This is a genomic window from Pseudomonas shahriarae (genome assembly GCF_014268455.2).
Lineage (GTDB): Bacteria > Pseudomonadota > Gammaproteobacteria > Pseudomonadales > Pseudomonadaceae > Aquipseudomonas > Aquipseudomonas shahriarae.
On the sequence record NZ_CP077085.1, the window covers coordinates 318,592 to 333,935 of the forward strand.

At 56.0% G+C, this 15,344-nt stretch carries 9 protein-coding genes, 2 tRNA genes and 2 rRNA genes; 6 read left to right on the top strand and 7 right to left on the bottom strand.

The annotated features are described in order from the left end of the window. The 7 genes from HU773_RS01495 to HU773_RS01525 form a co-directional block, all read right to left on the bottom strand. Positions 1 to 321 carry a DUF2388 domain-containing protein gene (locus tag HU773_RS01495; RefSeq protein WP_057442142.1) on the bottom strand — a complete coding sequence of 107 codons (321 nt, stop codon included), beginning with the start codon at positions 319 to 321 and terminating at the stop codon, positions 1 to 3. 304 nt (positions 322 to 625) lie between these two features. Continuing rightward, positions 626 to 841: a DUF1127 domain-containing protein gene (locus tag HU773_RS01500; RefSeq protein WP_007911656.1), complete on the bottom strand. Its 216-nt coding sequence runs from the start codon at positions 839 to 841 to the stop codon at positions 626 to 628. Between the two features lie 317 nt (positions 842 to 1,158). Continuing rightward, positions 1,159 to 2,652 (bottom strand): succinyl-CoA:acetate CoA-transferase ScpC, encoded by a 1,494-nt coding sequence (scpC, locus tag HU773_RS01505; RefSeq protein WP_057957921.1) that lies wholly within the window; start codon positions 2,650 to 2,652, stop codon positions 1,159 to 1,161. A gap of 180 nt (positions 2,653 to 2,832) precedes the next feature. Further along, positions 2,833 to 4,269, bottom strand: coding sequence for an NAD(P)(+) transhydrogenase (Re/Si-specific) subunit beta (locus tag HU773_RS01510; RefSeq protein WP_057957922.1), 1,437 nt, complete (start codon positions 4,267 to 4,269; stop codon positions 2,833 to 2,835). Then, a complete protein-coding gene (locus HU773_RS01515) occupies positions 4,269 to 4,589 on the bottom strand; it encodes an NAD(P) transhydrogenase subunit alpha part 2 (protein WP_003233786.1) in 321 nt (106 codons plus the stop codon). The genes HU773_RS01510 and HU773_RS01515 overlap by 1 nt, the downstream gene beginning before the upstream one ends. A gap of 15 nt (positions 4,590 to 4,604) precedes the next feature. Beyond that, entirely contained in the window at positions 4,605 to 5,726 is a 1,122-nt protein-coding gene (locus tag HU773_RS01520) for a Re/Si-specific NAD(P)(+) transhydrogenase subunit alpha (protein ID WP_120731164.1), read from the bottom strand. A gap of 449 nt (positions 5,727 to 6,175) precedes the next feature. Then, complete coding sequence (locus HU773_RS01525; RefSeq protein ID WP_057442148.1) at positions 6,176 to 7,075, bottom strand: LysR family transcriptional regulator; 900 nt, start codon at positions 7,073 to 7,075, stop codon at positions 6,176 to 6,178. A gap of 157 nt (positions 7,076 to 7,232) precedes the next feature. Between HU773_RS01525 and HU773_RS01530 the strand changes: the two genes are divergently transcribed. The 6 genes from HU773_RS01530 to HU773_RS01555 all read left to right on the top strand — a co-directional run bounded on the left by HU773_RS01530 (position 7,233) and on the right by HU773_RS01555 (position 15,233). Beyond that, positions 7,233 to 8,414 carry an acyl-CoA dehydrogenase gene (locus HU773_RS01530; protein ID WP_029290432.1) on the top strand — a complete coding sequence of 394 codons (1,182 nt, stop codon included), beginning with the start codon at positions 7,233 to 7,235 and terminating at the stop codon, positions 8,412 to 8,414. Between the two features lie 13 nt (positions 8,415 to 8,427). Beyond that, complete coding sequence (locus HU773_RS01535) at positions 8,428 to 9,648, top strand: CaiB/BaiF CoA transferase family protein (RefSeq protein WP_169960476.1); 1,221 nt, start codon at positions 8,428 to 8,430, stop codon at positions 9,646 to 9,648. Positions 9,649 to 10,279: 631 nt separating this feature from the next. Continuing rightward, positions 10,280 to 11,816: ribosomal RNA gene (locus HU773_RS01540) — 16S ribosomal RNA — on the top strand. Positions 11,817 to 11,938: 122 nt separating this feature from the next. Further along, positions 11,939 to 12,015, top strand: a tRNA-Ile gene (locus HU773_RS01545). A gap of 10 nt (positions 12,016 to 12,025) precedes the next feature. Next, positions 12,026 to 12,101 (top strand) — tRNA-Ala (locus tag HU773_RS01550). A 238-nt stretch (positions 12,102 to 12,339) separates the two neighbouring features. Then, positions 12,340 to 15,233: ribosomal RNA gene (locus tag HU773_RS01555) — 23S ribosomal RNA — on the top strand. Together the 16S and 23S rRNA genes with 2 tRNA genes alongside form the textbook arrangement of a ribosomal RNA operon. Positions 15,234 to 15,344 lie beyond the last annotated feature (111 nt).

Sequence of the window (15,344 nt, forward strand, 5' to 3'; positions counted from 1 at the left end):
TCAGATGGCCAGGATCGCCTGGGCCAGTTGCACATCCGTGGCCGCATTGAGTTGTGGCGCCTGTTGGCGGATCTGCGCCAGGGCGCTTTCCAGCTTCACGCCACGGATCGCGCCTTCACTGGCGACGAAGCTGGCGGCATCGTCACGGGCAGCACGTACGACCTTGTTGTCGCGCAGGGACGATGTGGCATCGGAGCTGGCATCGGACGTGGCTTTAAGCGCGCCCACAATCGAGTCGGTGGTCACAATCAGGCTGGTGGCGCTGGCATTGGCGGCGACGGCAAGCAGGGCTGCAGCGCTCAGCAAACGAAGACGGGACATGGGGTGACTCCTGTGTATGGGACGAACTAATGACGCGATAGTAGCGGGCGCCTATCTGTTCGGGTAGTACGCAGTGAGAAGTCGTTGCCCGGAAAGGCTATTGGGGTAGTACAAAACGATCGTTATAAAATTGTACTGGTCGATTCCTAAATCAATGAAACTGTACTTGTTGCGAGGCTGAGCGCTGATTTTTCAGCCTCCCAGAAACCACAAAACCCGCCTCCGGTTACCCGGGGCGGGTTCTGCTACAACAATTCGGGTTGCTGGCTGTGGACCTGTTAGGTCAGGGCCAGCGGGCGCTAAATCAGCGCCAGAACGGCTTGCTCAGCTCTTCGTAGCGTTGAGCTTCGCTGATCCCGGCATCGGCCAGCAGACGCGAGTCCAGACGAGCCAGTTGATGGCGGCTGGAGATGCGGCGCTGCCACAACATCAGGTTGGCGATAACGCGCAGAGGCAGGGAAGCCTGGGTGTTTACAGCTTTATCTTCGAAGAACAGTTCGGAACTGAGTGTACGTTCCATGATGACATCCTTCCGCTTGTGGCGGGATTAGGTAGTGGTTTAACTGATGCCAATGATCCTCCTCCGGCGCAAGACTCTCTAGATACAGTTCACCTGTATTGTGAGGGGCCAGTTAACTGTTTATAGCGGCTGTACTGTACGGAAATGGGGCAACTGTACCTGTCGGCACTTATTTGGTGCGTTTTAGGCATTTTGGAGAGGGGGTGTAGGGTTTTTCGGTAGGAAATGACCGGTACAGTAGTACAGTTTTTTAAAAGATGCCGCGCTCAGTTCCGAGCGAATGCAACTGTGTTTGCATCCGCCCGGATCTGTATTGATCAACCTTTGAGCATGTGCCCGGTTTCTTCCAGGTTGATGTGCCAGCTCAAGGCTTCGCGCAGGATGTGCGGGGTATGCCCGCCGATGGCGCAGGCGGCGTTGAAGTAGTTATTGAGGGCGTCACGGTAGTCCGGGTGCACGCAGTTATCGATGATCACCCGTGCCCGCTCCCGTGGCGCCAGGCCACGCAGGTCAGCCAGGCCGATCTCGGTCACGAGGATATCGACGTCATGCTCGGTATGGTCGACATGGCTGACCATCGGCACCACGCTGGAAATCGCCCCGCCCTTGGCAATGGATTTGGTAACAAAGATCGCCAGGTGCGCGTTGCGGGCGAAATCCCCCGAGCCGCCAATGCCGTTCATCATCCGCGTGCCGCAGATGTGGGTGGAGTTGACGTTGCCGTAGATGTCGAACTCCAGCGCCGTGTTGATGCCGATTATGCCCAGGCGCCGCACCACTTCCGGGTGGTTGGAGATTTCCTGCGGGCGCAGCACCAGCTTGTCTTTGTAGCGCTCCAGGTTGCCGAACACGTCGGCATTGCGCCGCTCTGACAAGGTGATCGAACTGCCGGAGGCAAAGCTCAGCTTGCCGGCGTCAATCAGGTCGAAGGTCGAGTCCTGGAGGACTTCGGAGTACATAGTCAGGTCTTCGAACGGCGATTCGATCAGGCCGCACATCACCGCGTTGGCGATATTGCCGATACCGGCCTGCAGTGGGCCGAGCTTGTTGGTCATGCGCCCGGCGTCCACTTCCTGCTTGAGGAAGTTGATCAGGTGATTGGCGATCCACTGGGTGTCGCTGTCGGGCGGCGTGACCGTGGAGGCGGAATCGGCCTGGTTGGTGATGACGATGGCGACGATCTTCTCTGGCGGGATCGGGATCGCGGTGCTGCCGATGCGATCATCCACCTTGACCAGCGGGATCGGGGTGCGGGTCGGGCGGTAGGTCGGGATATAGATGTCGTGCAGGCCTTCGAGGTTCGGATTGTGCGCCAGGTTGATCTCGATGATCACCTGCTTGGCAAAAATCGCGAAACTGGCCGAGTTGCCCACGGAGGTGGTGGGCACGATATGGCCTTGCTCGGTGATGGCCACGGCTTCAATCACTGCGATGTCCGGCAGCTTGAGCTGGTTGTTACGCAGTTGTTCGACGGTTTCCGACAGATGCTGGTCGATAAACATTACTTCGCCGGCATTGATCGCCTTGCGCAGCGTGCTATCGACCTGGAACGGCATGCGGCGCGACAGCACGCCGGCTTCGGTAAGTTGCTTGTCCAGGTCGTTGCCCAGGCTGGCGCCGGTCATCAGGGTGATTTTCAGGGGCGAGGTCTTGGCGCGTTCTGCCAGGGCGTGGGGCACAGCCTTGGCTTCACCGGCGCGGGTAAAGCCGCTCATGCCGACGGTCATACCGTCCTCGATCAGGGCGGCAGCATCGGCGGCGCTCATGACCTTGTTCAACAGCGAAGGCAAGCGAATACGATCACGGTACATGGATTGTTATCTCGGGCAACGGAGGCAAGGTGGGCAGTCTAGTGATTTCAAAGGCGTTCGTCCCGCTACCATGGTCGAATGCCAGGTGGCGATTTAGAGCCTTTGGTCGGGTTTTTCCCGTTAATAAAAAACCCCAGCCTACGGGAGGCCGGGGTTTTGGGTATTGCGCTGGAGCAGTGTTTATTCGACAGCCTTGACCATGTCTTCAATGACCTTCTTCGCGTCGCCGAAGACCATCATGGTCTTGTCCAGGTAGAACAGTTCGTTATCCAGGCCGGCATAACCACTGGCCATCGAGCGCTTGTTGACGATGATCGTCTTGGCCTTGAAGGCTTCGAGAATCGGCATGCCGGCGATCGGCGATTTCGGATCGTTCTTGGCGGCCGGGTTGACCACGTCGTTGGCGCCGAGCACCAGCACCACGTCGGCCTGGCCGAACTCGGAGTTGATGTCTTCCATCTCGAACACCTGGTCATACGGCACTTCGGCCTCGGCCAGCAGCACGTTCATGTGACCAGGCATGCGCCCGGCGACCGGGTGGATCGCGTATTTCACGGTGACGCCGCGATGGGTCAGCTTCTCGGTCAGTTCTTTAAGTGCATGCTGCGCCCGCGCTACCGCCAGGCCATAGCCTGGGACGATGATCACGGTGTCGGCGTTGGTCAGCAGGAAGGTGGCGTCGTCAGCCGAACCGGACTTCACCGGGCGCGCCTCTTTCGAACCGGCCGGCCCTGCCGCATCCGGCGTATTGCCGAAACCGCCGAGCAGCACGTTGAAGAACGAGCGGTTCATCGCCTTGCACATGATGTACGAGAGGATCGCGCCGCTCGAACCTACCAGGGAGCCGGCAATGATCAGCATCGAGTTGTTCAGCGAGAAGCCGATACCCGCCGCAGCCCAGCCGGAGTAGCTGTTGAGCATCGACACGACTACCGGCATATCCGCGCCGCCAATCGGGATGATGATCAGCACGCCCAGCACGAAGGCCAGGGCCAGCATCAGGGCAAAGGCGCTGAGGTTGCCGGTGAACATAAACACCAGGCCCAGACCCAGGGTGGTCAGGCCCAACACCAGGTTCAATTTATGCTGGCCGCCAAACTGTACCGGTGCGCCCTGGAATAGACGGAACTTGTACTTGCCTGACAGCTTGCCGAAGGCAATCACCGAACCGGAGAAGGTAATGGCACCGATAGCGGCACCGAGGAACAGCTCCAGGCGGTTGCCCGCAGGAATCGCATCGCCCAGTTGCTTGACGATCCCCAGGGATTGCGGCTCGACCACTGCGGCGATCGCAATAAACACCGCTGCCAGGCCGATCATGCTGTGCATGAAGGCGACCAGTTCCGGCATCTTGGTCATTTCTACGCGCTTGGCCATGATCGAGCCGGCGGTACCGCCGACCAGCAGGCCGACAATCACGTAGCCGATGCCGGCAGTGGCAAGTTCTGCACCGAGCTTATAGATGAGGCCAACGGTGGTGAGTACCGCCAGCGCCATGCCCAGCATGCCGAACAGGTTGCCGCGTCGGGACGTGGTTGGGTGCGACAGGCCTTTGAGGGCCTGGATGAAGCAGATCGACGCGATCAGGTAGAGCGTCGTGACGAGGTTCATGCTCATTACTTCTGCACCTCTTCTTTAGCCTTGGGCGCTTTCTTCTTGAACATCTCAAGCATCCTACGGGTAACCAGGAAGCCGCCGAACACGTTAACGGCAGCCAGGGCCACGGCCAGGGTGCCCATGGTCTTGCCCAGTGGCGTGACGGTGAGTGCGGCGGCGAGCATGGCGCCGACGATCACAATCGCCGAGATTGCATTGGTCACGGCCATCAACGGCGTATGCAGCGCGGGGGTGACGTTCCAGACCACGTGGTAACCGACATAAATCGCCAGCACGAAGATGATCAGGTTGTAGATACCGGGGGAGATAAGCTCTTCCATCGTCTGAATCCCTGCTTAGGCGTTTTTGCGGATGACTTGGCCGTCGCGGCACATCAGGCACGCGGCGACGATGTCGTCTTCGAGGTTGATTTCAAACTGCCCTTCCTTGGTGAAGACCAGCTTCAGGAAGTCCAGCAGGTTGCGCGCGTAAAGGGCTGAAGCGTCGGCAGCGACGGCACCGGCAAGGTTGGTCGGGCCGCAAATGGTCACGCCGTTCTCCACCACCACCTGGTCGGCGACGGTCAGTGGGCAGTTGCCACCTTGGGCGGCGGCCAGGTCGATCACCACGGAGCCTGGCTTCATCTGGGCGACGGTTTCGGCGCTCAGCAACGTCGGGGCCTTGCGACCCGGGATCAGGGCGGTGGTGATGACGATGTCGGCTTGCTTGGCGCGCTCATGCACGGCCAGGGCCTGACGCTGCATCCAACTGGTGGGCATGGGGCGTGCGTAGCCGCCGACACCGACGGCGCATTCGCGCTCTTCATCGGTCTCGTAGGGCACGTCGACGAACTTGGCGCCGAGGGATTCGATCTGTTCCTTCACGGCCGGACGGACGTCGGACGCTTCGATGACGGCACCCAGGCGTTTCGCCGTAGCGATGGCCTGCAGGCCGGCCACACCAGCACCGAGGATCAGCACACGGGCGGCTTTCACCGTACCGGCGGCAGTCATCAGCATCGGCATGAAGCGCGGGTAGTGATGGGCCGCGAGCAACACCGCCTTGTAGCCGGCAATGTTGGCCTGGGACGACAGCACATCCAGGCTCTGCGCACGGGAGGTGCGCGGGGCGGCCTCCAGGGCGAAGGCAGTGATGCCATGTTCGGCCAGGCGGGTGATGGTTTCGTTGCTGAACGGATTGAGCATGCCCACCAACACGGTGCCGCTTTTAATCAGCGTCAGTTCGCTGTCGCTGGGGGCGACCACCTTGAGAATCAGCTCGGCGCCAAACGCGTCGCTGGCACTGCCAATGGTTGCGCCTGCCGCTTCATAGGTACTGTCGACGACGCTGGCATTGATGCCTGCGCCGCTTTGTACAGTGACCTTATGGCCCTGGCCGATCAGCTTCTTGATGGTTTCCGGGGTTGCAGCAACCCGCGTTTCACCGGTCTGGGTTTCGAGAGGAACACCAATGTGCACGTCAAATCTCCTGCATGATCTTTTTGCTTTTGATTTTTGTAAAAAGGCCAGTGCACCGCGAGTGGCGCAACTGGGGCGGCCGATCAGCACGACCCCGCTGAAATGACAGCAGGGCGCGGCATTTTGCAGGCGAACTTTACGGCCTTCAAGGGATTATGACGGGTGACGAAAAATTAACTACAAGTCACCCTGTGACTGATTGTCGCAACGTGCCGAAATAACCTCTTTGAATACAGGTGTTTAAAGGCTTCGGGCGAAAAAAGACAATTTTTGCAATTGTCGTCATGAATAGCGGGTCATGGGGGGTGAATAACCCCTGTAGCGCTGATAGCTATTGGCTTTCAGGTCATTTTTGCATTGATCGGTACAGTCTGTCTAAAGGCGACATATATTTATATCTGTAGTGCTATAAATTATCTGACTACAAGGTCAGTAAATATCACGGGCGTCTAGAACTGGTGGCTGTAGCGTTGTGCCTGATCAACCAGCCAGTCTCGAAAGGCGCGCAGCGACGCGGATTCGACCTTTCTCTCGGGAATCATCAAGTAATAAGCCTTGCTGCTGGTCAGCGCCTGCGGGTTGGCGATCACCAATTGCTTCTCGCCCAGTTCGCGTTGAATAAGGAACGGTGGGATCAGCGCAATGCCCATGTCATGCATGGCCGCCTGGGACAGCATGGAGAATAGTTCGTAACGCGGGCCTGTCATGTCCCGGGGGATATTCAGTTGCTGGGCGTTGAACCACTGGCGCCAGGCGTAGGGCCGTGTGGTTTGCTGTAGCAGCGGCAGTTCGGCGATTTCCTCTGCGCTGAAGTGCGAGCGGTTCTCCAGCAATCGCGGGCTACAAACGGGAACCGGGTTTTCGCCCATCAGTCGGTGGGATTCGGTCCCGGACCAGTCGGCATCGCCGAAATAGACCGCGGCATCGAATTGCGTATCGGCAAACAGGAATGGGCGGGTGCGGTTGGTCAGGTTCACCGTGACTTCGGGGTGTTGCTGCTGGAAGTCCTTGAGGCGCGGGATCAGCCACTGCGTGCCGAACGTGGGCACTACTGCCAGCTCGATGACATTGGCGCCCTGCTGGCCCATCACTGAGAGAGTGTCGCGCTCCACGGCATCTAGTTGCGTCGCGACCCGCCGGCTATAGGAAAGCCCGGCTTCCGTGAGCTTTACACCACGTCGCGAGCGTCGAAACAGTTCGACACTCAAAAACTCCTCGAGGCTGGCGATCTGTCGGCAGATTGCGCCCTGGGTAATGGATAGCTCCTGCGCGGCCTTGGTAAAGCTCTCGTGGCGGGCTGCCGCTTCAAAACTGACCAGGGCCGTGGTGCTGGGGATCTTCCTGCGCATGTACCGTCGCCTCACTAATAAAGAGCAGTTTTGCCCTTTTCAATCATTACGAAGTGAGAAATTAGCACAAGCCTATGCAAAAACCTCGTTTGCCCTCCTCGCCTGTCCGGCCTAGGCTCCATGCACGACTTTTGATTTACTTCGCGAGGACTCACTCATGGGCGGTAAGGCAAGCTTCAACTGGATCGATCCACTGCTGCTGGATCAACAGCTCACAGAAGAAGAGCGCATGGTGCGCGACAGCGCTGAGCAATTTGCCCAGGACAAGCTGGCACCGCGTGTGCTGGAAGCCTTCCGTCATGAAAAGACCGATCCTGCAATTTTCCGTGAAATGGGCGAGACCGGCCTGCTCGGCGCGATGATCCCCGAGCAGTACGGTGGCAGTGGCTTGAACTACGTCAGCTACGGCTTGATTGCCCGTGAAGTGGAGCGTGTCGACTCCGGCTACCGCTCGATGATGAGCGTGCAGTCGTCCCTCGTCATGGTGCCGATCAATGAGTTCGGTACTGAGGCGCAAAAACAGAAGTACCTGCCCAAGCTGGCCTCGGGTGAGTGGATTGGTTGTTTCGGCCTGACCGAGCCCAACCACGGTTCGGACCCGGGCGCGATGATTACCCGTGCGCGCAAGGTGGATGGCGGCTACAGCCTTACCGGCAGCAAGATGTGGATCACCAACAGCCCGATTGCCGATGTGTTTGTGGTCTGGGGCAAGGACGACGCCGGCGATATCCGTGGTTTTGTCCTGGAGAAGGGCTGGAAAGGCCTGAGTGCCCCGGCGATTCACGGCAAGGTCGGCCTGCGCGCTTCGATCACCGGCGAAATCGTCATGGATAACGTGTTCGTTCCCGAAGAAAACATCTTCCCCGATGTGCGCGGCTTGAAAGGGCCGTTCACCTGCTTGAACTCGGCGCGCTACGGCATCTCCTGGGGCGCGTTGGGGGCAGCGGAGTTCTGCTGGCACACGGCGCGCCAGTACACCCTTGATCGCCAGCAGTTCGGGCGTCCATTGGCTGCCACACAATTGATCCAGAAAAAGCTCGCCGATATGCAGACCGAGATCACTCTCGCCCTGCAGGGTTGCCTGCGTCTGGGGCGGATGAAGGATGAAGGAACGGCGGCGGTGGAGATCACTTCGATCATGAAGCGTAACTCCTGCGGCAAATCCCTGGATATCGCCCGTATGGCTCGTGACATGCTGGGTGGCAACGGTATCTCCGATGAGTTCGGGATCGCCCGGCACCTGGTCAACCTGGAAGTGGTGAATACCTACGAAGGCACGCATGACGTCCATGCGCTGATCCTCGGACGTGCACAGACTGGTATCCAGGCGTTCTATTAATAGGAGTGTGACCATGGGCGCGCTATCGCATCTGCGGGTACTGGATTTGTCACGGGTGCTGGCAGGGCCCTGGGCCGGGCAGATTCTTGCGGATCTCGGGGCCGAGGTGATCAAGGTCGAGCGACCTGGCAGTGGCGACGATACGCGCGCCTGGGGGCCGCCGTTCCTTAAGGACGCTTATGGTGAGAACACCACTGAGGCGTCCTACTACTTATCGGCCAACCGTAATAAGGAGTCGGTGACTATCGACTTCACCCGGCCGGAGGGGCAGAAGCTGGTCCGGGACCTCGCGGCGAAGTCGGATATCTTGATCGAGAATTTCAAGGTTGGCGGTTTGGCGGCGTATGGCCTGGACTATGAGTCGCTCAAGGAGCTCAACCCGGAGCTGATCTACTGCTCTATCACAGGGTTTGGCCAGACCGGGCCGTATGCGGCGCGCGCGGGCTATGACTTTATGATCCAGGGGTTGGGCGGGCTGATGAGTCTGACGGGGCGTCCCGAGGGTGATGAGGGCGAAGGTCCGGTCAAGGTGGGTGTGGCACTGACCGACATTTTGACCGGGCTTTACTCTACGGTGGCGATTCTGGCGGCGTTGGCGCACCGCGACCATGATGGTGGCGGCCAGCATATTGATATGGCGTTGCTGGATGTCCAGGTGGCTTGCCTGGCTAATCAGGCGATGAATTACCTGACGACGGGTGTATCGCCCAAGCGGCTGGGCAATGCACATCCGAATATCGTGCCGTATCAGGACTTTCCCACCGCTGACGGCGATTTCATCCTGACCGTGGGTAACGACAGTCAGTTTCGCAAGTTTGCCCAGGTTGCCGGGCAGCCACAGTGGGCTGATGATCCGCGGTTTGCTACTAATAAGCTGCGGGTGGCCAATCGGGCGGTGCTCATTCCATTGATTCGCCAGGCCACAGTGTTCAAGACCACCGCCGAGTGGGTGAGCCAACTGGAGCAGGTCGGTGTGCCCTGTGGGCCGATCAATGATCTGGCGCAGGTGTTTGCCGATCCTCAAGTGCAGGCGCGCGGGTTGGCTATAGAGTTGCCGCATCCGCTGGCAGGCAAGGTGCCGCAGGTGGGGAGCCCTATGCGGCTGTCCAAGACGCCGGTGGAGTATCGCAGTGCGCCGCCTCTGCTGGGCGAACATACGGCTCAGGTGCTAAGCCAGGTACTGGGATTGGGGGCGGCCCATGTGGCGGCTTTAAAGGAGGCGGGGGTCATTTGAGGTGTTTCTTCTATATAGAGGGGGTTTCTATATAGAAAGGTTGGTTGTTTTTTAAACGATCGTAACTAATTGATAGAAAAGCAAAATTAAGGGTTGACGGCAGATTCTGGAAGTCTATAATTCGCCCCACTTCCGGCGCAGTCGAAACGGAAAACTCCTTGGTAAACAAAGAGTTACGCAGAATTCGACAGCGAGTTGCTTCAGATCATCGAAGCCCAGAAGGAGTTGGTAGAGCAGTGTTGTTTGGCTCTATTAACGTTTCGATCCTCTCGGTCGAAAGCGGAGAAAAAGAGGTGTTGACAGCAGCGTGTAACGCTGTAGAATTCGCCTCCCGCTAACGAGAGATCGGAAGCGCAAGTGGTTGAAGTTGTTGAGGAAATCCTCGAAAACTTCTGAAAATAATCACTTGACAGCAAATGAGGCTGCTGTAGAATGCGCGCCTCGGTTGAGACGAAAGATCTTAACCAACCGCTCTTTAACAACTGAATCAAGCAATTCGTGTGGGTGCTTGTGGAGTCAGACTGATAGTCAACAAGATTATCAGCATCACAAGTTACTCCGCGAGAAATCAAAGATGTAACCAACGATTGCTGAGCCAAGTTTAGGGTTTCTTAAAAACCCAAAGATGTTTGAACTGAAGAGTTTGATCATGGCTCAGATTGAACGCTGGCGGCAGGCCTAACACATGCAAGTCGAGCGGTAGAGAGAAGCTTGCTTCTCTTGAGAGCGGCGGACGGGTGAGTAATGCCTAGGAATCTGCCTGGTAGTGGGGGATAACGTTCGGAAACGGACGCTAATACCGCATACGTCCTACGGGAGAAAGCAGGGGACCTTCGGGCCTTGCGCTATCAGATGAGCCTAGGTCGGATTAGCTAGTTGGTGGGGTAATGGCTCACCAAGGCGACGATCCGTAACTGGTCTGAGAGGATGATCAGTCACACTGGAACTGAGACACGGTCCAGACTCCTACGGGAGGCAGCAGTGGGGAATATTGGACAATGGGCGAAAGCCTGATCCAGCCATGCCGCGTGTGTGAAGAAGGTCTTCGGATTGTAAAGCACTTTAAGTTGGGAGGAAGGGTTGTAGATTAATACTCTGCAATTTTGACGTTACCGACAGAATAAGCACCGGCTAACTCTGTGCCAGCAGCCGCGGTAATACAGAGGGTGCAAGCGTTAATCGGAATTACTGGGCGTAAAGCGCGCGTAGGTGGTTAGTTAAGTTGGATGTGAAATCCCCGGGCTCAACCTGGGAACTGCATTCAAAACTGACTGACTAGAGTATGGTAGAGGGTGGTGGAATTTCCTGTGTAGCGGTGAAATGCGTAGATATAGGAAGGAACACCAGTGGCGAAGGCGACCACCTGGACTGATACTGACACTGAGGTGCGAAAGCGTGGGGAGCAAACAGGATTAGATACCCTGGTAGTCCACGCCGTAAACGATGTCAACTAGCCGTTGGGAGCCTTGAGCTCTTAGTGGCGCAGCTAACGCATTAAGTTGACCGCCTGGGGAGTACGGCCGCAAGGTTAAAACTCAAATGAATTGACGGGGGCCCGCACAAGCGGTGGAGCATGTGGTTTAATTCGAAGCAACGCGAAGAACCTTACCAGGCCTTGACATCCAATGAACTTTCTAGAGATAGATTGGTGCCTTCGGGAACATTGAGACAGGTGCTGCATGGCTGTCGTCAGCTCGTGTCGTGAGATGTTGGGTTAAGTCCCGTAACGAGCGCAACCCTTGTCCTTAGTTACCAGCACGTAATGGTGGGCACTCTAAGGAGACTGCCGGTGACAAACCGGAGGAAGGTGGGGATGACGTCAAGTCATCATGGCCCTTACGGCCTGGGCTACACACGTGCTACAATGGTCGGTACAGAGGGTTGCCAAGCCGCGAGGTGGAGCTAATCCCACAAAACCGATCGTAGTCCGGATCGCAGTCTGCAACTCGACTGCGTGAAGTCGGAATCGCTAGTAATCGCGAATCAGAATGTCGCGGTGAATACGTTCCCGGGCCTTGTACACACCGCCCGTCACACCATGGGAGTGGGTTGCACCAGAAGTAGCTAGTCTAACCTTCGGGAGGACGGTTACCACGGTGTGATTCATGACTGGGGTGAAGTCGTAACAAGGTAGCCGTAGGGGAACCTGCGGCTGGATCACCTCCTTAATCGACGACATCAGCTGCTCCATAAGTTCCCACACGAATTGCTTGATTCATTGAAGAAGACGATAGAAGCAGCTTTAAGCTCCAAGCTGATAGCTCTTAGCTAATCAGTTGCGCTCGAAATTGGGTCTGTAGCTCAGTTGGTTAGAGCGCACCCCTGATAAGGGTGAGGTCGGCAGTTCGAATCTGCCCAGACCCACCAATTTTGTTATGGGGCCATAGCTCAGCTGGGAGAGCGCCTGCCTTGCACGCAGGAGGTCAGCGGTTCGATCCCGCTTGGCTCCACCATTAACTGCTTCTGCTGTTAGAGTTTAGAAATGAATATTCGGTAATGAATATTGATTTCTAGTCTTTGATTAGATCGTTCTTTAAAAATTTGGGTATGTGATAGAAAGATAGACTGAACGTTACTTTCACTGGTAACGGATCAGGCTAAGGTAAAATTTGTGAGTTACTCAAATTGAGTATTATCGAATTTTCGGCGAATGTCGTCTTCACAGTATAACCAGATTGCTTGGGGTTATATGGTCAAGTGAAGAAGCGCATACGGTGGATGCCTTGGCAGTCAGAGGCGATGAAAGACGTGGTAGCCTGCGAAAAGCTTCGGGGAGTCGGCAAACAGACTTTGATCCGGAGATGTCTGAATGGGGGAACCCAGCCATCATAAGATGGTTATCTTAAGCTGAATACATAGGCTTAAGAGGCGAACCAGGGGAACTGAAACATCTAAGTACCCTGAGGAAAAGAAATCAACCGAGATTCCCTTAGTAGTGGCGAGCGAACGGGGACTAGCCCTTAAGTGGCTTTGAGATTAGCGGAACGCTCTGGAAAGTGCGGCCATAGTGGGTGATAGCCCTGTACGCGAAAATCTCTTAGTCATGAAATCGAGTAGGACGGAGCACGAGAAACTTTGTCTGAATATGGGGGGACCATCCTCCAAGGCTAAATACTACTGACTGACCGATAGTGAACTAGTACCGTGAGGGAAAGGCGAAAAGAACCCCGGAGAGGGGAGTGAAATAGATCCTGAAACCGTATGCGTACAAGCAGTGGGAGCCCACTTTGTTGGGTGACTGCGTACCTTTTGTATAATGGGTCAGCGACTTATTTTCAGTGGCGAGCTTAACCGAATAGGGGAGGCGTAGCGAAAGCGAGTCTTAATAGGGCGTCTAGTCGCTGGGAATAGACCCGAAACCGGGCGATCTATCCATGGGCAGGTTGAAGGTTGGGTAACACTAACTGGAGGACCGAACCGACTACCGTTGAAAAGTTAGCGGATGACCTGTGGATCGGAGTGAAAGGCTAATCAAGCTCGGAGATAGCTGGTTCTCCTCGAAAGCTATTTAGGTAGCGCCTCATGTATCACTGTAGGGGGTAGAGCACTGTTTCGGCTAGGGGGTCATCCCGACTTACCAAACCGATGCAAACTCCGAATACCTACAAGTGCCGAGCATGGGAGACACACGGCGGGTGCTAACGTCCGTCGTGAAAAGGGAAACAACCCAGACCGTCAGCTAAGGTCCCAAAGTTATGGTTAAGTGGGAAACGATGTGGGAAGGCTTAGACAGCTAGGAGGTTGGCTTAGAAGCAGCCACCCTTTAAAGAAAGCGTAATAGCTCACTAGTCGAGTCGGCCTGCGCGGAAGATGTAACGGGGCTCAAACCATACACCGAAGCTACGGGTATCACCTTCGGGTGATGCGGTAGAGGAGCGTTCTGTAAGCCTGTGAAGGTGAGTTGAGAAGCTTGCTGGAGGTATCAGAAGTGCGAATGCTGACATGAGTAACGACAATGGGTGTGAAAAACACCCACGCCGAAAGACCAAGGTTTCCTGCGCAACGTTAATCGACGCAGGGTTAGTCGGTCCCTAAGGCGAGGCTGAAAAGCGTAGTCGATGGAAAACAGGTTAATATTCCTGTACTTCTGGTTATTGCGATGGAGGGACGGAGAAGGCTAGGCCAGCTTGGCGTTGGTTGTCCAAGTTTAAGGTGGTAGGCTGGAATCTTAGGTAAATCCGGGATTCTAAGGCCGAGAGCTGATGACGAGTCATCTTTTAGATGACGAAGTGGTTGATGCCATGCTTCCAAGAAAAGCTTCTAAGCTTCAGGTAACCAGGAACCGTACCCCAAACCGACACAGGTGGTTGGGTAGAGAATACCAAGGCGCTTGAGAGAACTCGGGTGAAGGAACTAGGCAAAATGGCACCGTAACTTCGGGAGAAGGTGCGCCGGTGAGGGTGAAGGACTTGCTCCGTAAGCTCATGCCGGTCGAAGATACCAGGCCGCTGCGACTGTTTATTAAAAACACAGCACTCTGCAAACACGAAAGTGGACGTATAGGGTGTGACGCCTGCCCGGTGCCGGAAGGTTAATTGATGGGGTTAGCTAACGCGAAGCTCTTGATCGAAGCCCCGGTAAACGGCGGCCGTAACTATAACGGTCCTAAGGTAGCGAAATTCCTTGTCGGGTAAGTTCCGACCTGCACGAATGGCGTAACGATGGCGGCGCTGTCTCCACCCGAGACTCAGTGAAATTGAAATCGCTGTGAAGATGCAGTGTATCCGCGGCTAGACGGAAAGACCCCGTGAACCTTTACTATAGCTTTGCACTGGACTTTGAATTTGCTTGTGTAGGATAGGTGGGAGGCTTTGAAGCGTGGACGCCAGTTCGCGTGGAGCCAACCTTGAAATACCACCCTGGCAACTTTGAGGTTCTAACTCAGGTCCGTTATCCGGATCGAGGACAGTGTATGGTGGGTAGTTTGACTGGGGCGGTCTCCTCCTAAAGAGTAACGGAGGAGTACGAAGGTGCGCTCAGACCGGTCGGAAATCGGTCGTAGAGTATAAAGGCAAAAGCGCGCTTGACTGCGAGACAGACACGTCGAGCAGGTACGAAAGTAGGTCTTAGTGATCCGGTGGTTCTGTATGGAAGGGCCATCGCTCAACGGATAAAAGGTACTCCGGGGATAACAGGCTGATACCGCCCAAGAGTTCATATCGACGGCGGTGTTTGGCACCTCGATGTCGGCTCATCACATCCTGGGGCTGAAGCCGGTCCCAAGGGTATGGCTGTTCGCCATTTAAAGTGGTACGCGAGCTGGGTTTAGAACGTCGTGAGACAGTTCGGTCCCTATCTGCCGTGGACGTTTGAGATTTGAGAGGGGCTGCTCCTAGTACGAGAGGACCGGAGTGGACGAACCTCTGGTGTTCCGGTTGTCACGCCAGTGGCATTGCCGGGTAGCTATGTTCGGAATAGATAACCGCTGAAAGCATCTAAGCGGGAAACTAGCCTCAAGATGAGATCTCACTGGAACCTTGAGTTCCCTAAAGGGCCGTCGAAGACTACGACGTTGATAGGTTGGGTGTGTAAGCGCTGTGAGGCGTTGAGCTAACCAATACTAATTGCCCGTGAGGCTTGACCATATAACACCCAAGCAATTTGACTACTCTTGACTTGGAAACAAGCAAAAGCATCAGATTGCGGTGTGTGAAGACGAAATGAACCGAAAGTTCGAATCTCACAAAATACCGAAA